We start from the raw sequence: 23,715 nt of genomic DNA on the forward strand, positions 1-23,715 counted from the left end.
TACCGTGGCGCGCATGGAAGCCCGTACGCCCTGGCAGGCGCTCACCCGGCCCCGGTTCCCGTGCGGTCCCTGGCCGTGGCGCGCCCTCGGGTACCTGCTGTCCGGGGGGCTCCTGGGGGCCGTCGTCTGCGGTGCGTTCCTGCTTCTCGGGGTGTTCTCGCTGGTCCTCGTGGGGCTGCCGCCGCTGCTGCTCTCCGGGCTCGCCCTCGGCGGGATCGAGCGCCGCCGCCTCCGGCTCGTCGACCTGGACCCCGCCCCCGACCCGCACCGTCCCCCCACCGCCCCCGGACCGCTCGCCTGGCTCCGGCTCCGGGCGGGGGAGCGGGCGACCTGGCGGGAACTGGCGTACGCGCTGCTGCTCGCCACCGTCCTGTGGCCGCTGGACCTGCTGGCCGTCGCCGTCGCGGCGGGCCTGCCGCTGGCACTGCTCGGCGCCCCGGTCCAGCTGGCGGCGGACGGCCACGAGACCAAGGTCGTCAAGGCGTACCTGGTGACCTCCTACCCCGAGGCGTTCGCGGCGGCGCTGCTCGGCGCGCTGCTCCTGGTCGCCCTGGCCTATCCGCTGGCGGCGTTCGCCGGGGCCCGCGCGGCGCTCGCCCGCGCCCTGCTCGCCCCGCGCGCGGCGGCGGGGGAGGACAGGATCGGGGAGGTCATCGCCTCCCGGGCGCGGCTGGTCGACGCCTTCGAGGCGGAGCGGCGCCGGATCGAGCGCGATCTGCACGACGGCGCCCAGCAGCGGCTCGTCGCCCTCGCGATGACCCTGGGCCTGGCCCGTCTCGACGCGCCGCCTGGCCCGCTCGCCGAGCAACTGGCGAAGGCGCACGCGGAGGCGGGCCGGGTCCTGACGGAGCTGCGGGAACTGATCCACGGCATCCGCCCGCAGGTCCTCGCCGACTACGGTCTGGGCGAGGCGCTCGCCGACGCCGCCGACCGGTCCGCCGTCCCCGTCGCCCTGGACGTCGAGCTGCCCCGGCTGCCGGAGGCGGTGGAGAGCGCCGGGTACTTCGCGGGCTGCGAGGCGCTCGCGAACGTCGCCCGGCACAGCGGCGCCTCCCGGGCGCGGCTCACCGCCCGGCTGACGGCGGGGACGCTGCGGCTCGACGTCGAGGACGACGGGCGCGGCGGCGCCGACCCGGCCGGGGGCACCGGGCTGACCGGTCTCGCCGACCGGATCGCCGTCCTGGACGGCACACTGACGATCACGAGCCCGCGGGGCGGGCCGACCCTGCTGAGAGTGGAGATCCCTTGTCCCGTACGGTCCGCAAGCTCCGTGTCGTCCTCGCCGAGGACGGCGTCCTCCTCCGGGAGGGCCTGATCGGGCTGCTGGCCCGGTTCGGTCACGAGGTCGTCGCCGCGGTCGGGGACGCGGACGCGCTGCGGGCGGCGGTCGCCGCGCACGACCCGGACGTCGTGGTGACGGACGTGCGGATGCCGCCGGGCTTCCAGGACGAGGGGCTGCGGGCGGCGGTCGCGCTCCGCGCCGAGCGGCCCGCCCTGCCGGTCCTCGTCCTCAGCCAGTACGTGCAGCGCAGCTACGCCGCCGATCTCCTCGACGCGGGGGACGGCACCGGCGTCGGCTATCTGCTGAAGGACCGGGTGGGGCAGGTGGAGGAGTTCCTGGACGCCCTGGCCCGGGTCGCGGACGGCGGGACGGTCGTCGATCCGGAGGTCGTACGGCAGCTGCTGCGGCGGCACCGCGATCCGCTGGCGGCGCTGACCCCGCGCGAGCGGGAGGTCCTCGGGCTCGTCGCCGAGGGCAGGTCGAACGGGTCGATCGCCCGGCACCTGGTGGTGACGGAGGCGGCCGTGGGCAAGCACATCGGCAACATCCTGGCGAAGCTGGACCTGCCGCCGGCCGACGACACCCACCGCCGGGTCCTCGCCGTCCTCACCTATCTGCGGGCCTGAGGGCCCACCGCGGCCCCCGGGCCCGTACGGGAGACGACGAGAAGGGCCCCTCGCTCTCGCGAGGGGCCCTTCTCCGTCTGTGCGCCGCCAGGGACTCGAACCCCGGACCCGCTGATTAAGAGTCAGCTGCTCTAACCAACTGAGCTAGCGGCGCCTGTTGACAGAGAAAATACTACCTGGTCCCGGCGGGTGCTCCTGACCACCCCGGGGGAGGGCGGCCCGGACCGTCCCGGGGGCCCCGACCGTCCCCGGGGAGGGCGGTCAGATCGCCAGGGAGAGGACGACCGGGGCGGCCCTGCGGTTCAGGGTGTCGGCGGCCGAGCGCAGCCGGTGGGCGTGCTCGATCGGGAGGGAGAGCGCCAGGCAGCCCACGGCGGAGCCCGCCGTCAGCGGGACGGCCGCGCAGACCGTGCCCACCGCGTACTCCTGGAGGTCGAGCACCGGGACGGTGGCCGGCTGGCTGTCGAGCTTGGAGAAGAGGACCCGCTCGTTGGTGATGGTCCGGGAGGTCAGCCGGGCGATCTTGTGGCGGGAGAGGTGGTCCCGCCGTCCGTTCTGGTCGAGCTGGGTGAGCAGGCACTTGCCGACCGCGCTGGCGTGCGCCGCCGAGCGGAAGTCGACCCATTCGTTGACCTTGGGCGTGCGCGGCCCGTCGGCGAACTGGGTGATCTTCACCTCGCCGTCGATGTACCGGCTGATGTAGACGGCCGCTCCGACGGAGTCGCGCAGCTCGGTCAGGGTCTCCTGGAGCTTGGCCTGCAGCGCCTCGCGGCGGGTCATGCCGGAGCCGAGGAGGACGAGCGAGTCCCCGATCACGTACGCGCCGTCGGCGACCTGCTCGACGTACCCCTCGCGGCGGAGCATGAGGAGCATCGAGGAGAGGTGGGCGACGGGCAGCCCGGTCTCGCGCGCGATCTGGACGTCGGTCACTCCGCCGCCGTGCCGCGAGATCGTCTCGAGGACGCGCAGGGCGTATTGCACCGAGTGGAACGGCGCGGTGGGCTCGGGCTTCAGCGCCACGGTTTCCCCCTACCAGGTTGTGACCGCAAGCTTTCGTCCCACGATAGCCGCCAAGCGCCCTCCACGGGACGGCTGTTGGCGAGAAGGGTGCGGAGCATCCCGGCCGTACGCTGGGCCGTACCACTCTGGCATATGCCCTTGTCATGAAATGGGCGCAGATCCTCAGGTCAGGGCGGTGTCCCGGAGTCCTCGGGCATACGTTCGGCCGGTGGCGGACGGGGGATTTCCCGGCGGAAGCGGAAGGCGGGGAGACCCCTCCGGCCGGGAAGTGACGGAATAAACGGAGCCGCCCTCCTGTTGTCGTCGAGTCCCAGCAGAACCACGAGTCCGTGCGCGTTCCGTACGGATGCCGAGGAGGATCCCGAAGGTGACCGACGCCATCCGAGGAGAGGCGCGGGGCTCCGCGCCCGTGCCGCTGTCCGTGCTCGACCTGGTCACGGTGGGGGCGGGCCGGACCGCGACCCAGGCGCTCGCCACCAGCGTCGAGCTGAGCCGGCTCGCCGAGCGGCGCGGTTTCCACCGGCACTGGGTGGCCGAACACCACTCCATGCCCGGGGTCGCCTCCTCCTCCCCCGCGGTGATCCTCGCCCACCTCGCGGCCCACACCCGGCGCATCCGCCTCGGCTCCGGCGGCGTCATGCTGCCCAACCACGCCCCGCTCGTGGTGGCCGAGCAGTTCGGCACCCTGGAGGCGTTCGCGCCCGGCCGGATCGACCTCGGTCTCGGCCGCGCCCCCGGCACGGACGGCGCCACGGCCGCCGCCCTGCGCAGGACCACCACCCTGAACGAAGGGGCGGACGACTTCCCCGAGCAGCTCGCCGAGCTGACCCGGTTCCTCGACGACGACTTCCCCGACGGGCACCCCTACGCCCGGATCCACGCCGTGCCCGGCCCGGTGCAGGGCCCGAAGGGACGCCCGCCGGTCTGGCTGCTCGGCTCCTCCGGCTTCAGCGCCCGGCTCGCCGGACTGCTCGGGCTGCCCTTCTCCTTCGCCCACCACTTCTCCGCCCGGAACACGATCCCGGCGCTCGACCTCTACCGGGACTCGTTCCGCCCGTCGGCGGTCCTCGACGCCCCCTACGCGATGATCGGCGTCTCCGCGCTGGCCGCCGACGAGGCGGCGCAGGCGCGCCGCCAGGTGCTGGCCGGGGCGCTCGCGATGCTGCGGCTGCGCACCGGACGGCCGGGCCTGGTGCCGACGCCGGAGGAGGCGGAGACGTACGGATACAGCTCCGCCGAGCGCGAGTTCGTGGACGGCTGGCTGGCGAACGTCGTGTACGGGACCCCGGACGAGGTCCGCACGGGCCTGGAGGACCTGCGCAAGCGGACCGGCGCCGACGAGCTGATCATCACGGCGAACGCGCACGGCGGGGACGCCCGGCTGCGGAGCTACGAACTGATCGCGGACGCCTTCGAACTGCCCGAACTCGAAGGGGAGTAGCGGGGGCGGTCCGGGGCCGGGCCCCTGCCGGGGGAGGAAAAAACCGGGCTCCACAAGCGGGTTGGTTCATTCCCCAACCATCCGCGCGACCGCCCTAAGCAGACCTTAAACCGCTCGTCACCGATGGTGGCGAGCGGTTCTTTTTTGTGCTGCGCGTCCCTGACAAGGCCTTTCTTCCGCGAATTGGTCTAGTCCTCAATCTGGTTCAGACCATTGACGCGGTGTTCATGAGCCGGTTATCACTTCTCCAACTCCAGTACGGCACCACCCAGTACTCCCCCCACATCGGAGGCCGCACGTGCACCCCCGTAAGCCATTGATCGCCGCGCTGCTCAGCACGGCCCTCGCCGCAGGCGCCCTCGCCGCCACCGTCGGCCTCGGTTCCGCCCAGGCGGCCGGCACGTCGACCGCCGCCTCCACGGGCGGCGTGCGCATCGCGTACTACGACCAGTGGAGCGTCTACGGAAACGCGTTCTACCCCAAGCACCTGGACACCCGTGGCATCGCGGGCCAGCTGGACGTCATCAACTACTCGTTCGGCAACATCCACCCCACCAACCTCACCTGTTTCATGGCCAACAAGGCCGCGGGTGACGACAACAACCCCAACGCGGGTGACGGTGCGGGCGACTCGTACGCCGACTACCAGAAGTCCTTCAGCGCGGCGGACAGCGTCGACGGCGTCGCCGACAAGTGGGACCAGCCGATCGTGGGCGTCTTCAACCAGTTCAAGGAACTGAAGGCGAAGTACCCCCACCTGAAGATCAACATCTCCCTCGGCGGCTGGACCTACTCCAAGTACTTCAGCGACGCGGCCAAGACGGACGCGAGCCGCAAGAAGCTCGTCTCCTCCTGCGTCGACCAGTACATCAAGGGCAACCTGCCCGTCGACGCGGGCTTCGGCGGCGTCGGCTCCGCGGCCGGGATCTTCGACGGCATCGACGTCGACTGGGAGTACCCCGGTTCCAACGGCGGCCACCTGGGCAACCACTACGCCCCCGAGGACAAGCAGAACTTCACGCTGCTCCTCGCCGAGTTCCGCAAGCAGCTCGACGCGTACGGCACGGCCAACGGCGGCAAGAAGTACCTCCTGACCGCGGCCCTCCCGGCCGGCCAGGACAAGATCAAGTACATCGAGACGGACAAGATCGGCGCGTACCTCGACTACGCGAACATCATGACGTACGACATGCACGGCGCCTGGGACGGCGACGGGCCGACGTACCACCAGTCCCCGCTGTACTCCGGCACCAACGACCCGACGGACCCGATCGCCCCGGGCACCGAGAAGTACTCGGTCGACGCCGCGATCGACTCCTGGATCGACGGCAAGCCCGCCTACGGCATCGCGGGCGGCTTCCCCGCCAACAAGCTGACCCTGGGCTACGAGTTCTACTACCGTGGCTGGAAGGGCGTCCCCGCCGGGACCGCCAACGGCCTCGCGCAGCCCGCCACCGGCGGCTCCGCCGCCCGTCCGCTCAGCCAGGCGGCCGGCATCGCGCACTACAAGGAGCTCGGCGGCATCGTCGACAACGCGGCGACGACCTTCTGGGACGACCAGGCCAAGGCCTCGTACTTCTACAAGAACGGCGAGTTCTTCACCGGTCTCGACCAGAAGTCCATCCAGGCGCGGGTGGACTACGCCAAGCAGCGCGGCCTCGGCGGCGCGATGATGTACTCGCTCCTCGGTCTGGACGAGAACGCCACCCTGCTGAAGCAGATCAACACCGCGCTCGGCGGCACCAACATCCCGCCCACCACGCCTCCGACGACTCCTCCGACCACGCCTCCGACGACCCCGCCCACGGGCTGCGGCTCGCTCCCGGCCTACGTCGCCGGATCGGTCACCAACGCGAACGCCCAGGTCTCCCACAACGGCCGCAAGTGGAAGGCCAAGTGGTGGACCCAGAACGAGGCCCCCGGCACCACCGGCGAGTGGGGCGTCTGGCAGGACCTCGGCGCCTGCTGAGCGCCTGACCCGGCGGACGCCTGAACCGCCGAACCCCTCATGAACCGCTGCCCCCGCCCGGAATGTCCCTCCGGCCGGGGGCAGTTCCATGCCCGCCGCCCCGCCGCCCCGCCGCCCCGCCGCCCCTCAGGCACTCAGACCCTCAGCGTCTCCGCGTCGATCAGTTCGGCGATCCGCTCCGGGGCCACCGCCCGCGAGTACAGCCAGCCCTGACCGGTGTCGCAGCCGATCCGCCGCAGCCTGCTCGCCTGCCCCGCGGTCTCCACGCACTCCGCGGTCACCGTCAGGCCCAGCCGGTGCGCCAGTTGCACCAGCGCCTCCACGATCAGCTCGTCCGCCGGGTTGGCGTGCTCCTCGTCCTGGAAGCCGCGGACGAACGAACCGTCCAGCTTCAGCACCGAGACCGGCAGCCTGCTCAGATAGGCCAGGTTCGAGTAGCCGGTGCCGAAGTCGTCGATCGCGATCCGCACCCCCATGTCGCTCAGCGCCTGGAGCGCCTGCAGCGGACGCCCCGCCGAACCCATCACGGCCGACTCCGTCAGCTCCAGCTGGAGCAGGTGCGGGGCGAGTCCGGTCTCGGCGAGGATGCCCGCCACGTCCCCGACCAGATCGGAGTCCCACACCTGCCGGACCGCCACGTTGACGCTCACGAAGATCGGGCGCTCGCGCGGATGGTCCCGCTGCCACTGCCGGGCCTGACGGCAGGCCGTGGCCAGCACCCACCGGCCCAGCTCCACGATCGAGCCGTCCTCCTCCGCGATGCCGACGAACCGATTCGGCGCCAGACGGCCGAACCGCGGGTGGTCCCAGCGCACCAGCGCCTCCACCCCGCGCAGCGCCCCGCCGGCCAGGTCCACCAGCGGCTGGTACTCCAGGGTGAACTCCCCGCGCTCCACGGCGGGCCGCAGCGTGGAGGAGAGCGCCTGCCGGGTCATCCGGTGCGCGTTGCGCTCCGGGTCGAAGAGGTTCCAGCGGCCCTTGCCGTCGGCCTTCGCCCAGTACAGCGTGGTGTCCGCCGCCTGCATGAGCGCGGTCGCCGTGGTGCCCTGCCCGGAGCGCTCGACCACCCCGATCGAGGCGGAGACCGAGAGCCGCTGCCCGCCCAGGTCGAAGGGGCGCTGGAGCGCGTCGAGGACCGAGCGCGCCAGATCGGCCAGCTGCTCCGTGCCGGTGGAGTCCTCGACCAGGATCGCGAACTCGTCGCCGCCGAGCCGCGCCACGAGATGGCCGCCGCTGCGGGTGTAGCCGTCGCTGTCCGCGCACTCCGTCAGCCGGGCGGCGACGGCGGCGAGCAGCCGGTCGCCGACCCGGTGGCCGAGGGTGTCGTTGACCGCCTTGAACCCGTCGAGGTCGAGGTAGCAGAGACCGATCCGCCCTGTTCTGCCATACCCGTACGATCCGTACGACTCGTAGGAAGAGCTGACCGGCTCCGGGTCCCCGCCGGTCTCGGAGAAGTCCCTGGCCGGGTCCTCCAGCGCCGCCGAGAGACGCTCGAAGAACAGCGCGCGGTTGGGCAGCCGGGTCACCGGGTCGTGCATCTGGAGGTGACGCAGCCGCGCCTGGAGCTCGCGCCGCTCGCTGACGTCCGCGATCGACAGCAGGACCCGCCCGCTGCCCGGCACCGGGGCGACGGTGACCTCGGCCCACAGCGAGCGCCCGTCGGCGTGCTTGAGGCGGCGGGTGCAGCGGAAGCGGGAGCGCCGCCCGCGCAGCACCTCGTGGTACGCGTGCCAGGTGCGCCCGTCGGAGGCGAGGTCCACCAGGTCGGCCGCCGCCTGCTCGCGCAGTGCCCGGGGGTCGCTGCCGAGGAGGGTCCCGAAGGACTCGTTGGCGGTGACGACGACGCCGTCCCGATCGACGACGGCCATGGCGAGCTGGGCGGCGCGGAAGGCGGCGCCGTGGTCGCGGAGTTCGGCGGCGCTGCGGTCCTCGGCGGTGCCGGTGCGGGGGCGGCCGTCCGTCTCCCGGGGGAGGGCCCCGCCGTGCTCCTCGGCGTGACGCTCCGTGATGGCGTCGTCCGCCGCGTACGTCTCCGGCGGTTCCGCGTGCACCGGTCCTTCGGGGGTTCCGCTCACCGCTGGCTCCCGTAGTGCGGTCGGGCCGGTCACATGTGGTCGGGGCGGCCGGCCGGGGACGAGTGAGCCGATCATAGGGCCAGGGCGGGGGAGCGTTCCAGCTCCGGGGCGCTCTCGGCGGCCTTCCGGAGCGGCGGAGCCGACCGCTGTACGACTCTGACCGACCGTTTCTGCGCGGGTGTGACACGGACCGATGCCGCCGTGACCGAATATGACTTTACGTGAGCTTCGGTGCGCCCGTGTCGCGTCGGTCCGGAGGGACCCGCTCACCCGACCGGGGCAGTGGAAACATGCGAAACACCGCAAACCATCACAAGGTGGGTGGGGTGTCCCGCATTCCCGATCCGGAGGTCCACGTGAGGGGTCAGCTGCCACCCGGGGGAGTGGAGCGAGCACGGCTGCGCTCCGGGGCGGCGGCCTTCACCTCGCTCGCCGCCCTCGCCGCCACCGGGCTCGTCGCGGGCCCCGCCGTCGGAGCCCCGTCGGCCGGACCCTGCGTCCTGCCCCGTACGGCCGCCCATCACTCGCTCGGCCTCGACACCTGGAACAGGTCGTATCCGCGTCCCGACCGCACCCTCGACGCGGTCATGATCTTCCTGTCGTTCCCGGACGCCGAGCCGCTCACCGAACCCGCCGCCCTGGCCGCCGACCACTTCCCGGCCACCACCGACTTCTTCACCCGGGCGTCCTACGGGCGGTTCACCCTGCGCCCGCACCCCCAGCGCGGCTGGACCCGGATGCCGAAGCCGTCGACCGCGTACGACATACGGCGGGACTGGGACGCTGGGCAGCGCGCCGCCTATCTGCGCGACGCGATCGCCGCCGCCGACGCGGGCGTCGACTTCTCCCGCTACGACGTCGTCTACCTGGTCGCCGACCCGGACGCGCCCGGGGTGGACTCCGACGCGACGAAGGTCGTCAACCTGGAGCACCCCCTGGAGGCGGACGGTACCGAGATCAGGCGGGTCGTGACCGTCTTCGAGCGGCACCCGCCCGACCGCAACGTCCTCGCCCACGAGACCGGGCACGTCTTCGACCTGCCCGATCTCTACCACCGTCCGGAGGACGGCAGGGGCGACTGGGACACCCATGTGGGTGACTGGGACGTCATGGGCAGCCAGTTCGGGCTCGCCCCCGACCTGTTCGGCTGGCACAAGTGGAAGCTCGGCTGGCTCTCCCGCGACCAGGTGGCCTGTGTCCAGGGGGCCGACCCCCGCACGGTCACCCTGGAGCCGACCGACGCCCCCGTCCCGCCGGGCGGCACGCTCGGCACCCGGCTCGCGGTGGTCCGCACCGGGCCCGACGACGTCCTCGCCGTCGAGGCGCGGAGCCGCGCGGGCAACGACACCGGCACCTGCGCCGAGGGCGTCCTCGTCTACCGGGTCCAGGGCGGCGCGGCCTCCGGCGACGGGCCGGTCCAGGTGGTCGACGCGCACCCGCGCACCGGCGCCTGCTGGGACCGGTCCGTCTATCCGCCGCTCGCCGACGCCCCCCTCGGTGAGGGCGAGACCTTCACGGTGCCGGGGACGGGGGTGCGCGTGGAGGTCGTGGACCGGACGCCGACGGGTTCCTGGACGGTACGGGTCACCCCGCCGTCCGTACGCTGAACGGGCCGCCCGGCCGGGACGGGTCCCGGGCCGGTCCGGGAGCCGTACGGTGACGGTCCGGGGCTGTCCGGGTCGTCCGGGTCGTCCGGGTCGTCCGTGAGCACGAAGAAGCCCCCCGCTTCCGCGAGGGGCTTCTTCTGTCGGTGCGCCGCCAGGGACTCGAACCCCGGACCCGCTGATTAAGAGTCAGCTGCTCTAACCAACTGAGCTAGCGGCGCCTGCTGACGTCGTAGACATTAGCACCCGTCCGGGCGGGAGGAAAAATCGATACCCGCACGTCGGCGGCGGACAGCGACCTGGCGGCCCGCACACAGGCCCAGAGCATCACCTCGGGCCCCGGCAGCCAGGGGGCGCGGGTGTCGGGCGCCACCAGCCAGCGCGGACCCGGCGCCCCGGACGGTACGAGCGGCGGCACGGTCACCGCGTCCCCGACGCCGTGGCAGAGCGGCCGGGGAACGCCCTCCTCCCAGTCGAGGAGGGCGGGCAGCCGCTGGGCGGTGCCCGGCGCGGCGAAGAGCATCATCCGGCCCCGGTGCACGGCGACCGGCCCCGACCCGGGGCCCTCCGCCCACATCCGGTCCAGCATCCGGCGGCCGAAGACCTGGTCGACGCCGACGACGTCGAAGGCCGTGCCGCAGGGCAGCGTGGCCGGGACGTCCGGCCGGGACTCCCAGCGGGTCAGCGAGGACTCGCGGTCACCGGTGGCCGTGGTGAGCCAGGCGGCCCCGTCGGCGGTCACCCGGGCCGTCTGGTGCCGTCCCTCGTCGCTCTCCCGGAGGAACCGGAAGACGTCGTACGGGGTCTCGTCGCGCAGCCAGGTCGTCATGGCTCCAGATCTACCCGGCGTCACGGACCGGTCGCTCAGTGTCCGCGAATCCCGGACAGGACCGGCACCCGAGGGGTATCGTGCCCCCCTCGGCATATGCCAGAGGGCGATTCCCGGCCACCACCGTCCGGGCCCTGGCCACTCTGTCCGCTGCTGGCGGCCCCCTGGCCACCCTGGCTGACCATCGGCTACTGCTGGCCACCTTGGCCACCTTGGCCACCTTGGCCACCTTGGCCACCTTGGCCACCTTGGCCACCTTGGCCACCTTGGCCACCGCCCGGCCACCGCCCGGTCCCTGCTGGCCGACCCCGGCCACCCTGACCGACCCCCGGCCACCGCCCGGCCGACCCCCGGCCGCCCGAGATCACCACCGCCGATCGAGGTCCGCCACAGGGCCGGATCATCACCCGTCCAGCCCCTCCGCCGACCGCAGGCCGCCACCGGGTCCGGCGTGCGCTGCCGGACCCGCCCGCTCGTCGGCCGCGGACCCTGCCGTCGGCCAGCGGACCCCGCCGTCGGGCGCGACCGCCCCGGACCCGGTCCTCAGTCCTCCGGGGGGCGGCCGTTCGCGCGGATCAGGTCATGGCCGAACTCGATCATCTTCCGTGCGTAGTCCTCGGTCCACTGCGCGCGGTCGGCGACGTCCGCCACCGTCAGCCGGTCGAAGCGGCGCGGGTCCGCCAGCTGCGCCGCCGCCATCGCCTGGAACTCCGTCGCCCGGTCCGCCGCGGCGCGGAACGCCAGCGTCAGCTCCGTCGCGCGGGCCAGCAGCTCCCGGGGGTCCTCCAACGACTCCAGGTCGAAGAAGTGCTCCGGGTCGGCGGTCGCCTCGGCAGGCTCGAACACCAGCGGGGCAGGCCTGAGCCGCCGCCGCACGTCCCGTTCCGCGGATTCCGCCATCGTCCTGCTCCTCCTCTGCGCAGACACGGCCCGGACTCCCGGACCGCCTTCCATTGTCCCGTGCCCCGCAAGAGCGCGAACCCTTCCCCGCGCGCGCCCCCGGCCACCACCGCTCACGGCGTCCAGCGCACCCGGTGCCCCTCCAGGTGCGAGAGGACCGTGTGGTTCGCCTCCCAGCCGTCCGGGAACGACACCGCCGCCCCCAGTCGCACCGGGTCCGTCGACGGATGCGCGTCCAGGAGGTCCGCCACGCCCTCGCGGCAGACCACCACACAGGCGTGCCGGTGCCGGGAGGCGAGCACGCACAGCCGGCCCGTCTCCAGATGGAAGGCCGTGGCGTCCGGACGGCCCGACAACGGGTGCAGGACGACCGTCACGTCGTACTCCCGGCCCTGGAGCCGGTTCGCGGTGTCCACCGTCACCCCCGTCACGCCGAGGTCCGCGAGCGCCGCCCGGACCGCCGCCGCCTGGTCCCGGTGCGCGGTGCCGACCGCGATCCGGTCCGGGGTCAGGGGGACGGGAGCCTCCGAACGCTCCGAGACCGCCGTGCCCTCCCGGTCCAGGAACCGCCGCACCACGAGCGCGACCGCGCCGACCGCCTCGGGATCGGTGCGCGGGGTGTGCCCTGCGGGCAGTTCGAGCAGACCCCAGCCCGACTCCGCCGCCTCGTCCAGGACCCGGTCGGGCCCCGAGCCGTCCGACGCCACCCCGAACGACAGCCTCCGGTCCCCGTGCCCGGTCCCGCTGCGGAACGGCGTGTACGGGTAGAAGGCGTCCGAGACCAGCGGCGCCGCCGACGCGGGCAGCCGCCACGACACCGGCAGCCGGTGCTGCGGCAGTTCCGGATTGTGCGCGAGCAGGGTGGCGACCGCGCTCGCCGACGGGTCGTACGACAGCCCCGCCCACTGCTCCGCGCCCACCACCGAGAACGGGTCCAACTGCCCCGGGTCGCCCACGAACAGCGCCCGCTCGAACAGCCCCGCCACGGCGAGCAGCGCGTCCGAACGCATCTGGTACGCCTCGTCGACGATCGCGTGCGACCACGGCCCGACGTTCTTCACGTGCCCCCACTTGGCGGCCGTGGACAGCACCACCGGCAGCCCGGCCAGGTCCCCCGCCTTCGCCGACTTCCGTACGTTCTCCAGGGCGTCCAGCGCCCGGTCGTAGGGGTCGCCGTCGTTGGAGTGCAGCCGCCCCACCTCAAGCCCGGGCTCCTTCTCGGCGAGCCGCAGCACCAGATCGTCCACCTGCGCGTTCGTCTGCGCCACCACCATCAGGGGCCGCCCGGCGGCGGCCAGTTCGAGCGCGGCCCGCACCACGAGCGTCGACTTCCCCGCACCCGGCGGCGAGTCCACCACGACACCGCGCGCGGAGCCGTGCAGGGTGTCCGCCAGGATGCCGTCCGTCGCCCGGCCCGCCGCCACCGACGGATCGAGGGCCGACGGATCGAGGACCGGCGGGTCGAGGGTCTCGGGGGTCACAGCACGTCCTCCTCGGTCACGGCGTCCGGCAGTTCCACGGCGCCCGTCCCCGGCGGACCGCCGTGCGTCCAGGGGGTGTCCTCCGCCTCCGGGAGCTGCGGCCCGACCCGCTGCTCGTGCTCGAACAGCGTCCAGGCGATCCGCTCGCCCTTCTCCGGCACCGAGCCCTCGGCGGGGTCCTTGCCCCGTCCCATCCGGTCGAGCAGCCGCAGCAGCAGCGCCCCGTCCTCCTCGTAGCGCACGAACTCGGCCGCCTGCGGCTTCCCGTCGAGCGAGCGGTACACCCGCAGCCGTTCGCCCAGGTGCGGCCGGTCCTCCGTGCGGACCGCGAGCAGCGGGCGCGGCGCGGGCCGCTTCGACTCCGTCCACGCCATCACCACCTCCACCACCTCCGCCGTGAACGCCTCGCCCGCGAGCCGCCGCCCGGCCAGCACCAGCGGATCGTCCAGGGCCTCCTGCGCCTCCAACTGCCCTTGCGCCTGCTCGCGGACCGCGAGCTTCCGGGCCGCCGTGACGGCGTCGTCCCGGCGCGGCTGCGGCGGCTCACCGGCCGCGACCCGGTCCCGGTGGGCGGTGAACGACCAGCGGTCCCTGGTCCACCGGTCCGGCACCCTGGCACCCTCGGGCAGCTCCCTGAGCAGGCCGATCGCCTGCCAGACCGCGTCCCAGGTCGGCTTCAGCCGGGAGACGACGAGCCGCCGCACCTCCCGTTCGGCCGCGTGCAGCTCACCGAGGCCGGTGTCGGCGGCCCCGCCGTCCTCGGCCGCGCCGACCGCCTGCCGGGCCCGGTCGTACCGTTCGATCGCGGGCGCGAGGAGCCGGTTGTCGAACGCCGGATCGGTGGCGGGCCCGGCGGGCGGGCAGAACAACTGGCCCTGGGAGTCCCGGCCCGCCTCGGCCCGCAGCGCCGCCGCCGCGCCCGGCTCCCCGTCGTACGGGTCGATCCAGGCGAGCAGCGCCCCCAGGTGCTGGTCCTCCAGGGCGGACTGGCCGGTCGCCCAGTGCCGGTTGAGGAGGTCGGTCGCGGCGAGCAGCAGCGAGGAGCCGGGCACCAGGGCCCGGTCACCGAAGTGCGTCAGCCAGCGCCCGAGCAACGGCACCCGGGGCGGCGCGGGGAACGGGGTCTCCGGATCCTGCTCGGCCGTCCGCCGGAACCGCGTGGACCGCCCGAGCAGCCGGACGTACTCCACGCCCGCCCGGCTCGGCACGATCAGCTGCGGCGCGTCCGTGCACAGCTCCGCCTCGGCCTTCACCTTCTTGCCGGTCGCGGGGTCCGTCTCGGTGCGCTCCACGGCCTCCACGGCGCCGGTGAACGAGTCGACGTACGGCAGGACCACCTCCGCCAGGTCGGCGAGGAACGCGAACCGCAGGTCCCGGTCCCGGGGCTGCGGCACCACCAGGAGCCGGGGCTCCTCGGAGTCGGTGCCGACGAGGGCACCCAGCGGGGCGCCCGCCTCACCTGCCGTCGTCAGCGGTACGAGCACCAGGGGCCGCTCGGACAGCCGCCGGTGCCGTACGGTCGCCAGCGGCTGGGCCCGGCCCGCCTCGACGGCCTCCATCCGGGCCAGGGTGGAGATCAGCGACATCAGAGGACCCCTTCCGTCTCCGCGGCGGCCGTCCCCGCGGTCGCGCGGGCCGTGGCCAGTGCCTCCTCGCGCAGCGCCCGCGCCCGGCGCAGCGCCACCACCGCGGGGTCCGGCGGACCGTCCGTCCCGGGGCAGGACGCCCCGTCCTCGCCGCGCGCCGCCGCGAGGACCGCGCCGACCGTCGTCAGACCGCCCAGCTCGCCCCGGACCGCACGGCCCAGGGTCTCCACCGCGCCCGTCTCCCGGGCCCGCGACCGGCAGTGGAAGGCCAGCTCGCAGGCGGCCAGGCACTCCGGCGCGTACTGGTGGGGGACCGCCTCCACGGAGGCGGCCAGCTCCGCCGCCGAGCGCTCCGCCACATCGAAGCTGACGCCCTCCGGCAGGGCCTCCGCGATCTCGTCGATCCGGGTCAGCCGGTCCAGCTGCCGCCGGGTGACCGCCCGCTGTTTCCGTACGTCGACGAGCGAGGCCGTCGGTACGTTCGAGAAGTCCTTCGGGCAGACCAGGAGCACCGAGGGCGAGACCCGCGCCCCCGGCGTCCGCTCCGCGACCCGCTCCAGGGCCAGCACGTACACCGCCGCCTGCCGGGCCGCCGCCCCGACCTTCGAGGCGTCGGCCGCGCCGTCGACCATCGGGAACGACTTGATCTCCACGACCGTCCAGCCGCCGCCGGGCCGGACCACCACCGCGTCCGGCTCCAGATAGACCGGCGAGCCCGCCACCTCCAGGGCGAGCAGCGGATGGTCGAGCAGCGTCCAGCGGTCCGCGCCGGTCGCCTCCCGCAGCGCGAGCGCCGTGCGGGCCACCCGCCCCTCGGGTCCGGCCGCCGCCAGCTCGGGCACCGCCACCGTGCCGGGCTCCTCGACCCCGATCAGCCGCAGCAGCTCCCGGCCGCCGTCCGCCTTGACCTTCGCCTCGAACGAGTTGCCCCGCACGATCGCGAACTGCGACTGCCCGAAGGGCGCGGGGGCCCCGAGCTTCGCGGCGAGCGCGGACTTGTCGACGCCCGCGCCGTCGAGCAGGGCCCGTCGTCGGCAGCCGGGGTTGGCGGCCAGCGCGGCGAGGGCCCGCGCGTCCAGGGGACGGGGGACGGTGGCGGGTCCGCGCAGCTCAGCGAGCGTCTCCCGGGCTCTTTGCCTCGCTCGGGTCGGGGCGGCTCCGGGCCGAGGTGTCTGCGGGGGTCCGGGCGGACCGCTGTCCAGGGATGCGCTCACCCGCGGAAGTCTCGCATCCGCCACTGACAACGGGGGGCGCTTCCGTCGTCCCGCGCAGCCGCCCGGCGCCCCGCAGCACGTACGGGGTGAGCAGCAGCCCCAGGCCCATGACGGCCGCCCCGGCGACCGCGTCGAGCAGATAGTGGTTGGCGGTACCCAGGACCACCACCGTCGTGACCAGCGGATACGCCAGCCCGGCGGCCTTCGCGGCGGGGCCGCGCCCGTACCGCCACAGCATCGCCCCGCACCACAGCGCCCAGCCGACGTGCAGGCTCGGCATCGCCGCGAACTGGTTCGTCAGACCGCCGAGGCCGCGCGGCGCGCTGGCCTCGCCGCCCCACCAGCCGTACGCGCTGTACCGGGCCATGGTGTCGGTGAAGCCGTACACCGGGTCGAGTAGCCGGGGCGGGCAGGTGGGCAGCAGGGTGAAGCCGACGAGACCGAGGAGGGTGGCGGTCATCAGCCAGGTGCGGGCGGCCCGGTAGTGCGCCGGGCGGCGCCGGAACAGCCACACCAGGATCGCCGGGGTCACCAGGTAGTGCAGGGAGGCGTACGCGAAGTCCGCCGGTATCCCGAGCGCGGGCAGGTCGGTGAAGAGCCGGTTCAGCGGGTGTTCGGCGTCGGCCCCGAGGCGTTCCTCGAACCGCAGGATCGCCAGACCGTGGCCGACGGCCGTGGCCTCGTCGCCCCGCGCGAGCAGCCGCCCGCCGGAGTAGGCCGCGTACACGAGCCCGATCAGGGCCGACTCGGCCCACCAGCGCGGCTTGCCCATGCGAAAGCTTCCCCCCGACGTGTCCGGCCCGGGAAGGGGGACGCGGGGCGGCGCCCGGCGGTTGCCCGGACGTCACCCCGAATCCGTCTGCGCGATGATGGGAGAGGCACGTCCGCACCGTGAAACCTGGAGAGTCCTTCCCATGGCACCGCGCATCCTCCTCGCCCGGCACGGCCAGACCGAGTGGTCGCTCCTCGGCCGGCACACCGGCAGGACCGACATCCCGCTGCTCGACGAGGGGCGGCGCGGCGCGAAGCTGCTCGGTGAGCGCCTGCACCGGGGCCCCTGGGAGGGCCTGCCCGGCGTGGAGATCCGCACCAGTCCCCTGGTCCGCGCGAGCGAGACCTGCGAACTCGCGGGCTTCGGCGACCGGGCCGAGCCCTGGGACGCGCTGATGGAGTGGGACTACGGGGCGTACGAGGGGCTGACCCCGCCGCAGATCCAGGACATCCGGCCCGGCTGGTTCATCTGGCGGGACGGCGTCCCGGACGGCGAGTCCCTGGCGCGGCTCTCGGACCGCGCCGACGAGATCGTGCACTGGGCCCGGTCCGCCGACCGGGACGTCCTCGTCTTCGCGCACGGGCACATCCTGCGGTCGATCGGCGCCCGCTGGCTCGGAGAGGACGTCTCCTTCGCGGCCCGCGTCCGGCTCGACCCGACGAGCCTGTCGGTCCTCGGCTGGGCGTACGGCGCCCCGGCGATCGAGCGCTGGAACGACACCGGGCACCTGGAGCGGTAGCCGGACCCGGCAGGCCGACGGGTCCGGCCGGTAGCCGAACCCGGCCGGTCGGCACGGGTCCGTTCGTCGGGCACGGGTCCTTCGGCGGGCGCCGCCGTCGCGGACCGGCCGACGGGGGCCCGCCGTCGCGGCCAGGCCGACGGAGGCCCGTCGTCGCGGGCCGGGCGGCGAGCCCGGCCCGAGGTCGCGGCCCCGGGCGCCCACCGGCCCCGCCAGCGCCCTGACCCCGGCGTACTGCCCCCGTCAGAGCCCGGACCTCAGTCGCGCGGTTCTCAGGCGCGCGGTTCTCAGCGCCGGGTCCGGCGGCGCGCGGTGAGGACCCGGCGGGTCTCCGCGAGCATCGCCCGGATCCGGGCGGACGCGACCCCGGCGAGGGACTCCGTCACCCGCCGTGCCTCCGTCGCCGCCTCCTCCAGACGCCCCGCGTACGCCAGGTCCTTCGCCAGATGGGCCCGGTAGAGCGCCAGGTTCCGGGCGAAGTGCGGGTTCTGCAGGACCACGGCCCGGTGGGCGTGCCGGGCGGCCCGCCCCCATTCGCCGAGCGCCGACCAGCACTGGGACTCCAGGGCCTCCCGCTCCGGCTCCCCGAAGAACGACATCCACTCGGGGTCGCCGTCCGAGGGGCCCCGGTCGAAGAAGCCGTGTGCCCGGCCGAGGGCCCGCTCGCACGCCGAACGGTCGCCGAGCCCCGCCCAGGCGCCCGCCTCCCGCAGCGAGAGCAGCGCGGGCAGCCGGGCCGAGTCCACCGACCGGGCCGCCCGCAGTCCGGCCTGCGCCGCGCGCAGCGCCTCCCGGAACCGGCCGCCGTCCCGGGCCAGGAACGAGGTGTTGCAGAAGGCGTGCGCCTCCAGGGCCGCGTTCCCCGCCATGCGCGCGGTGGCGAGGGCCTCGGCGTAGTGCGAGCGGGCGTCCTCGTGGCGGCCGGAGTCGTGCGCCAGCCAGCCGACGGACAGCGAGAGTTCCCCCGTGCCCGCGTGCAGCCGGTCCTCGGTGGAGCGGCGGGCGGCGGTCCCCGCGTCCAGCAGCGCGTACGCGGCGCGCAGCGGCTGGGCGGCGGCCCGGTAGAGCCCGTCGGCGCCGTACCGGTCGTCCAGCAGCCGGATCTCCCGTACGGCGTCCTCGACGGCCCGCACCTCCGCCTCGCCGACGCGGTGGGGCCCACGGGGGGCCGGGATCGCGACGGCGGGGCCGCCGAGTCCCAGCGACACGGCCGCCAGCGTGGCGGAGCCGCTCGTCATGAATGCGCGACGTAGCACGTCGCTCTCCTCATCGTTCCGGGTCGTGATGGCGGCGGCGGGCACGTCCCCCTCGGGATCGGCCTGCCGCCTGCCGCGCACCGTCTCCCGCGCGGAGAAACCCAGGTCGGTGAGGCCGAGACCCGGGAACATGTGCAGGAAGACCCGCTCGTACGCGTAGTTGGGACAGCGGATCTCGCCCGCCTCGACACGCCCGACGTAGCGCGCGTCGCAGGCGACCTGTTCGCCGATCTCCCGCGCCGCGCGGCGGACCGCCGCCGCGAACTCCGCCGGTGAGTGCCGACCCCGGAGGCGCCGGAAGGCGAGATTGGGAACTGCCCGTGACATCGTCATGGCCGAGCCCTCTCCTGGTGCTGCCGGGTGGTCCGGCGGCAAGAACGTACCCGCTGCCACCGATCGCTCATGCCGAGTTTGGCTACAAATCGGATATCTCGCCTTCCATCTGCCATGAACTGCCATCCTTTGCGGCGGGAAACCGCCGTAGCCGTTGACGCGCGCGGGCGTTGAACCGGTAGAGGAGAGACGGCACGTGTCTCCTCAGGAGCGAGGAGGGGTCCCATGACGGAGATCGGTTCGCAGTCGGCCACGTGGCACGCGCCCGCCCCGGAGGCCACCGGGGCGCCGTCCGCCGCCGAGCCCTGGGACCTGGTGACCGTCCCGGTCCGGCAGGGGCTGGAGGCCGTGGACATCCTCCGGCGCGGCGCCACCCCCGCCGTCGGCCCCGTCGTCCACGACGGGACCTGCGCCACCCTGGGCTTCCTGGTCCCGCCCGGCACCGCCGCCGCCTGGGACCTGCCCGGCAGCGCCTGTACGAGGACCTCCGGGCGCGGGCTGCGCCTCCCGGAGCTGCCCGAACTGCCCGAACCGGCCGGGGACGCGCCCCGCCCCGCGGGCTGGCTGCTGCCCCCGGGGGAGGCCGACCAGGTCACCGACCCCGCGGTGCTCCGCGCGGCCCTCGGCGAGGCGGCCCGGCTCATCGAGGCGGCCGACGGCTGCCACTGACGGCTGCCGCCGCCCGTCCGCCGCCGCCCGTCTGCCCCGACTGTCCGCCGTCGGCCGATCACCGCTCCTGCCTGATCGCCGTCTGCCGTCTGCCGTCTGTTCTCCGCTCCCTGTTCTCTGTTCTCTGTTCTCTGTTCTCTGCTCTCTGTCGTCTGCCGACCGTCCGCCGGGCCCCGGCTCCGGGCGGCAGTCGATAATGGGTCCGTGGCCAGGAACAACAAGCAGCGCGACCGGGCGGCGGCTGCCGCCCCCGTCGTCGAGACCGTCGACGGCGGAGTCGCCGAACTCGTGCCCGACCGGGACCGGCCCCGGGCCTGGACGCTGCTGATCGACGGCGCCCCGCAGTCCCACGTGGACCTCGACGACCCGGCCCGCCTCACCTTCGAGTACCAGCGGCGGCTCGGTCACGTCATCGACCTCGTCGCCCCGCCGAACCGGCCGCTCCAGGTGGTCCACCTCGGCGGCGGCGCCTTCACCCTCGCCCGCTACGTCGCCGCGACCCGGCCCCGCTCCACCCAGCAGATCGTGGAGCTCGACGCGCGTCTGGTGCAGTTCGTCCGGCGGGAACTCCCGCTGGACGCCGGGGCCCGCATCCGGGTCCGCTCCGCCGACGCCCGCGCCGGGCTCGGCAAGGTCCAGGACGGCTGGGCCGACCTCGTGGTCGCCGATGTGTTCGGCGGGGCCCGTACCCCGGCCCATCTGACCAGCACCGAGTTCCTCACCGAAGTGCGGCGGGTGCTGCGGCCGGACGGCTGCTACGCGGCCAACCTGGCCGACGGCCCGCCCCTGAGCCATCTGCGCGGCCAGATCGCCACCGCCGCCGCCGTCTTCCCCGAACTCGCGCTCACCGCCGATCCGACCGTGCTGCGCGGACGCCGGTTCGGCAACGCGGTGCTGCTGGCCTCGGACCGGGAACTGCCGGTCGCCGAGCTGACCCGCCGGGTCGCCACCGATCCGCACCCCGGCCGGGTCGAACACGGCCGGGCGCTCGCCGACTTCGCCGGGGGAGCGGTGCCGGTCACCGACGCGGTCGCCAAGCCCTCGCCCGTACCGCCGCCGTCCGCGTTCCACTGACGGCGGCGTCCCGCCACCGGCTCAGACGGCCCGTTCCTCGATCTGCACCCGGGGCGCGGTGTCGTGCCAGAGGCAGAAGACGGACAGTTCGCGCCCGCCGGAGGTGAAGGTGACCCGGATCCAGGTGGCGTCCTTCCACACCTGCATCTGCCAGCCGGACGCGGGGGTCGCCGAGACGAGTTCGGCCGAGGTCTTCCCGAGGTCGAAGGCGACCCGGCCGCCGTCCACGGTGTAGCTCTTCACGTTCGAGCCGGATTCCGCCCCGGTGGTGGCGGGCGGCGGGGCCACGGGCTCGGTCGTCCGCGCGGGCGTCGTCGCGGGGGCGACGGCCGTGCCCGTGGAGCCGCCGTCAGGGGCGTACCGGGAGGGAGCGGGCGTGGACGGCGGGGTGGTGTCGGGCCGTCGGGTCGAGGAGGACGACAGCTCCTCGGCCGCCGGGGGCTCCTCGACGGGACCGGCGGGCAGGGGCAGCGCGCGCGGCGGGTCGTACACCGTGCCGGACAGCACCGTGTGCACCCCCCACCAGGACAGGGTTCCCGCCGCGCCGGTGGCGAGCGACCAGGCCAGGGCGTGAACGAGTCCTCTTCGCACCGGGCCATAGTGCACCACCGGCCACGGGGTTGGGCCAGAGGGTGGAGATTGTCAGATGATCCTCTCGAATGGCGTACGGTGCGGCCCATGGCAAGTGTGCTCGTGGTCGAGGACGACCAGTTCGTGCGCTCCGCCCTCATCCGTCGGCTGTCCGAGGCCTCCCACACGGTGCGGAGCGTCGGCACGGCTCTGGAGGCGTTGCGCGAGGTCGCCCATTTCCGCTTCGACGTCGTGATCCTGGACCTCGGTCTGCCGGATCTCGACGGGTCCGAGGCCCTCAAGATGCTGCGCGGGATCACCGACGTACCGGTGATCATCGCGACCGCCCGGGACGACGAGGCGGAGATCGTCCGGCTGCTCCACGCGGGCGCCGACGACTACCTCGTGAAGCCCTTCTCGGTCGACCACCTGTCGGCCCGGATGGCCGCGGTCCTGCGCCGGGCGCGGTCGGCGGTGGGGGAGGCGCCGCCGTCCCGGGTGATCCGGGTCGGCGGGCTCACCGTCGATCCGTTGCGCCGTCAGGCGGAGCTGGACGGGGCGCCGCTGGACCTCACCCGGCGCGAGTTCGACCTGCTCGCCTTCCTCGCCGGGCGGCCCGGGGTCGTCGTGCCCCGCAAGGAGCTGCTCGCCGAGGTCTGGCAGCAGTCGTACGGGGACGACCAGACCATCGACGTACATTTGTCATGGCTGCGGCGGAAGTTGGGGGAGGCGGCCGCCCGGCCCCGCTATCTGCACACCCTGCGCGGGGTCGGCGTGAAACTGGAGCCGCCCCGGGAGCCGACGCCGTGAGGTGGGCGCTCGTCAAGGTGTCCCTCGCGGTCACCGCCATGGTCGTCTTCGCCTTCGCCGTGCCCCTCGCGCTGGTCGTCAAGGAGATGGCCCGCGACCGGGCGTTCTCCAACGCCGAGCGGCGGGCCGCCGGGCTCGCCCCCGTCCTCGCCATCACCACCGACCGCGACGAGCTGGAGAAGGCCGTCGCCAGCACCGAGGAGGGGGCCGCCGGGCGGCTCGCCATCCACATCCCCGCCGCCGGGGCCGACGGCGAACGGCTGGAGATCGGTACCCGCCGGGTCAGCGAGAAGGACCTCGCGGTCACCCGCAGGATCAACCGGGTGTCCATCGCCGAGGTCCCCGGCGGCTTCGTCCTGCTCCAGCCCACCGCCATCAGCAGCGCCCAGGTCGCCTACGTCGAGATCTTCGTCCCCGAGGGGGACGTGTCCAACGGCGTCACCACCGCCTGGCTGGTGCTCGCCGGGGTCGGCCTCGCCCTGGTCGTCGGCTCGGTCGCCGTCGCGGACCGGCTCGGGGTGCGGATGGTCCAGCCCGCCCAGCGGCTCGCGGGCGCCGCCCACGAGCTCGGCGAGGGCAGGCTCGGCGTCCGGGTCCCCGAGGAGGGTCCGGCCGAACTCAAGTCGGCCGCCGTCGCGTTCAACTCGATGGCCGACCAGGTCGTGCAGCTCCTCGCCAACGAGCGGGAGCTGGCCGCCGACCTCTCCCACCGGCTCCGCACCCCGCTCACCGTGCTGCGCCTCAACGCGGCCTCGCTCGGCTCGGGGCCGGTCGCCGAGCAGACCCGGGCGGCCGTCGAGCAGCTGGAGCGCGAGGTCGACATCATCATCCGTACGGCCCGGGAGGCGAAGCCGCAGACCCAGGCCGCCGGACCCGGCGCGGGCTGCGACGCGGCCGAAGTGGTGCGCCAGCGGATGGACTTCTGGTCCGCGCTCGCCGAGGACGAGGGCCGCCCGGTCCGGGTCGCGGGCGTCGAGCGGCCGGTCCGCATCCCGGTCGCCCGGCCCGAACTGGTGGCCGCGCTCGACGCGCTGCTCGGCAACGTCTTCCGGCACACCCCCGAGGGCACGGCCTTCTCGATCGACGTCCACAACGGCGACGACGCCGTCATCGTCCTGGTCTCCGACGCGGGCCCCGGCATCGAGAACCCCGCCGCCGCGCTCGCCCGGGGCAACAGCGGGGCCCGGGACGGCTCCACGGGCCTCGGCCTCGACATCGCGCGGCGGCTGGCGGAGGCCACCGGCGGCGATGTGCGCATCGGGCGGTCGGTCCTCGGCGGCACGGAGGTCCGGGTGTGGATCGGGCTCGGCGGACGCGGTACGGGCTCGGCGTCCCGGGCGTCCCGCCCGCCCCGCCGCCGCCGAGGGGGCACGGGCACCCGCAGGGCGGGCGTCGGCTGACGTGGGGGTCGGCCGGTTCAAGCCCCCTCGGCCGGGTCCGTTCGGCAACCTTTGCTGGTTCCGAT

The 23,715-nt window shown here is 74.3% G+C and carries 20 protein-coding genes and 2 tRNA genes; 10 read left to right on the forward strand and 12 right to left on the reverse strand.

What is annotated here, in order from left to right; genetic code table 11:
• Positions 1-13 precede the first annotated feature (13 nt).
• Together ACFXGN_RS21800 and ACFXGN_RS21805 are read left to right on the forward strand one after the other, a co-directional pair.
• Positions 14-1,315 (forward strand): sensor domain-containing protein, encoded by a 1,302-nt coding sequence (locus ACFXGN_RS21800; protein WP_384861607.1) that lies wholly within the window; start codon positions 14-16, stop codon positions 1,313-1,315.
• Positions 1,246-1,908, forward strand: a complete 663-nt coding sequence (locus ACFXGN_RS21805; RefSeq protein WP_384861610.1) for a response regulator — start codon at positions 1,246-1,248, stop codon at positions 1,906-1,908. Before ACFXGN_RS21800 ends, ACFXGN_RS21805 begins: the two co-directional genes overlap by 70 nt.
• Positions 1,909-1,988: 80 nt before the next feature.
• On the opposite strand, the gene ACFXGN_RS21810 is transcribed toward ACFXGN_RS21805, so the two are convergent.
• Positions 1,989-2,062: transfer RNA gene (locus tag ACFXGN_RS21810), tRNA-Lys, on the reverse strand.
• Positions 2,063-2,169: 107 nt separating this feature from the next.
• On the reverse strand, positions 2,170-2,928 hold the full coding sequence (locus tag ACFXGN_RS21815) for an IclR family transcriptional regulator (protein ID WP_384861613.1): 759 nt from the start codon (positions 2,926-2,928) through the stop codon (positions 2,170-2,172).
• Positions 2,929-3,274: 346 nt separating this feature from the next.
• Between ACFXGN_RS21815 and ACFXGN_RS21820 the strand changes: the two genes are divergently transcribed.
• Positions 3,275-4,369 (forward strand): LLM class flavin-dependent oxidoreductase, encoded by a 1,095-nt coding sequence (locus tag ACFXGN_RS21820; protein ID WP_384861616.1) that lies wholly within the window; start codon positions 3,275-3,277, stop codon positions 4,367-4,369.
• 298 nt (positions 4,370-4,667) lie between these two features.
• Positions 4,668-6,338, forward strand: coding sequence for a glycosyl hydrolase family 18 protein (locus tag ACFXGN_RS21825; protein WP_384861619.1), 1,671 nt, complete (start codon positions 4,668-4,670; stop codon positions 6,336-6,338).
• Positions 6,339-6,472: 134 nt separating this feature from the next.
• On the opposite strand, the gene ACFXGN_RS21830 is transcribed toward ACFXGN_RS21825, so the two are convergent.
• A complete protein-coding gene (locus ACFXGN_RS21830; RefSeq protein ID WP_384861622.1) occupies positions 6,473-8,413 on the reverse strand; it encodes a putative bifunctional diguanylate cyclase/phosphodiesterase in 1,941 nt (646 codons plus the stop codon).
• Between the two features lie 356 nt (positions 8,414-8,769).
• On the opposite strand from ACFXGN_RS21830, the gene ACFXGN_RS21835 reads away from it, so the two are divergent.
• Positions 8,770-10,020, forward strand: coding sequence for a M6 family metalloprotease domain-containing protein (locus tag ACFXGN_RS21835; protein WP_384861624.1), 1,251 nt, complete (start codon positions 8,770-8,772; stop codon positions 10,018-10,020).
• Between the two features lie 144 nt (positions 10,021-10,164).
• Here the strand turns inward: ACFXGN_RS21835 and ACFXGN_RS21840 are convergent.
• From ACFXGN_RS21840 to ACFXGN_RS21870, 7 genes are all read right to left on the reverse strand, one after another.
• Positions 10,165-10,238 (reverse strand) — tRNA-Lys (locus ACFXGN_RS21840).
• Positions 10,229-10,846, reverse strand: coding sequence for a bifunctional DNA primase/polymerase (locus tag ACFXGN_RS21845; protein WP_384861626.1), 618 nt, complete (start codon positions 10,844-10,846; stop codon positions 10,229-10,231). Before ACFXGN_RS21845 ends, ACFXGN_RS21840 begins: the two co-directional genes overlap by 10 nt.
• 543 nt (positions 10,847-11,389) lie before the next feature.
• A complete protein-coding gene (locus ACFXGN_RS21850) occupies positions 11,390-11,746 on the reverse strand; it encodes a hypothetical protein (RefSeq protein WP_384861628.1) in 357 nt (118 codons plus the stop codon).
• 113 nt (positions 11,747-11,859) lie between these two features.
• Complete coding sequence (locus ACFXGN_RS21855) at positions 11,860-13,227, reverse strand: AAA family ATPase (protein ID WP_384861630.1); 1,368 nt, start codon at positions 13,225-13,227, stop codon at positions 11,860-11,862.
• Positions 13,224-14,813 carry a hypothetical protein gene (locus ACFXGN_RS21860; protein ID WP_384861633.1) on the reverse strand — a complete coding sequence of 530 codons (1,590 nt, stop codon included), beginning with the start codon at positions 14,811-14,813 and terminating at the stop codon, positions 13,224-13,226. Before ACFXGN_RS21860 ends, ACFXGN_RS21855 begins: the two co-directional genes overlap by 4 nt.
• Positions 14,813-16,027 (reverse strand): hypothetical protein, encoded by a 1,215-nt coding sequence (locus ACFXGN_RS21865; protein WP_384861636.1) that lies wholly within the window; start codon positions 16,025-16,027, stop codon positions 14,813-14,815. Before ACFXGN_RS21865 ends, ACFXGN_RS21860 begins: the two co-directional genes overlap by 1 nt.
• The gene (locus ACFXGN_RS21870; protein ID WP_384861638.1) at positions 15,924-16,799 is read right to left on the reverse strand and encodes a phosphatase PAP2 family protein; all 876 of its coding nucleotides are present in this window, start codon (positions 16,797-16,799) and stop codon (positions 15,924-15,926) included. The genes ACFXGN_RS21865 and ACFXGN_RS21870 overlap by 104 nt, the downstream gene beginning before the upstream one ends.
• A gap of 142 nt (positions 16,800-16,941) precedes the next feature.
• On the opposite strand from ACFXGN_RS21870, the gene ACFXGN_RS21875 reads away from it, so the two are divergent.
• Complete coding sequence (locus ACFXGN_RS21875; protein WP_384861641.1) at positions 16,942-17,538, forward strand: histidine phosphatase family protein; 597 nt, start codon at positions 16,942-16,944, stop codon at positions 17,536-17,538.
• A gap of 287 nt (positions 17,539-17,825) precedes the next feature.
• Here ACFXGN_RS21875 and ACFXGN_RS21880 read toward each other — a convergent pair whose 3' ends face one another.
• Complete coding sequence (locus ACFXGN_RS21880; RefSeq protein ID WP_384861642.1) at positions 17,826-19,127, reverse strand: tetratricopeptide repeat protein; 1,302 nt, start codon at positions 19,125-19,127, stop codon at positions 17,826-17,828.
• A gap of 225 nt (positions 19,128-19,352) precedes the next feature.
• Here ACFXGN_RS21880 and ACFXGN_RS21885 point away from each other — a divergent pair, with 225 nt between their 5' ends.
• Both ACFXGN_RS21885 and ACFXGN_RS21890 read left to right on the forward strand, forming a co-directional pair.
• Positions 19,353-19,796 carry a hypothetical protein gene (locus ACFXGN_RS21885; protein WP_384861645.1) on the forward strand — a complete coding sequence of 148 codons (444 nt, stop codon included), beginning with the start codon at positions 19,353-19,355 and terminating at the stop codon, positions 19,794-19,796.
• Between the two features lie 204 nt (positions 19,797-20,000).
• Entirely contained in the window at positions 20,001-20,870 is an 870-nt protein-coding gene (locus ACFXGN_RS21890; RefSeq protein ID WP_384861647.1) for a spermidine synthase, read from the forward strand.
• A gap of 21 nt (positions 20,871-20,891) precedes the next feature.
• Here ACFXGN_RS21890 and ACFXGN_RS21895 read toward each other — a convergent pair whose 3' ends face one another.
• Positions 20,892-21,461: a hypothetical protein gene (locus ACFXGN_RS21895; protein ID WP_384861649.1), complete on the reverse strand. Its 570-nt coding sequence runs from the start codon at positions 21,459-21,461 to the stop codon at positions 20,892-20,894.
• A gap of 87 nt (positions 21,462-21,548) precedes the next feature.
• On the opposite strand from ACFXGN_RS21895, the gene ACFXGN_RS21900 reads away from it, so the two are divergent.
• Both ACFXGN_RS21900 and ACFXGN_RS21905 read left to right on the forward strand, forming a co-directional pair.
• Positions 21,549-22,250, forward strand: a complete 702-nt coding sequence (locus ACFXGN_RS21900; protein WP_384861652.1) for a response regulator transcription factor — start codon at positions 21,549-21,551, stop codon at positions 22,248-22,250.
• The gene (locus ACFXGN_RS21905; RefSeq protein WP_384861654.1) at positions 22,247-23,650 is read left to right on the forward strand and encodes an ATP-binding protein; all 1,404 of its coding nucleotides are present in this window, start codon (positions 22,247-22,249) and stop codon (positions 23,648-23,650) included. The genes ACFXGN_RS21900 and ACFXGN_RS21905 overlap by 4 nt, the downstream gene beginning before the upstream one ends.
• Positions 23,651-23,715: the final 65 nt, after the last annotated feature.

The organism is Streptomyces sp. NPDC059247, assembly GCF_042754005.1.
Lineage (GTDB): Bacteria > Actinomycetota > Actinomycetes > Streptomycetales > Streptomycetaceae > Streptomyces.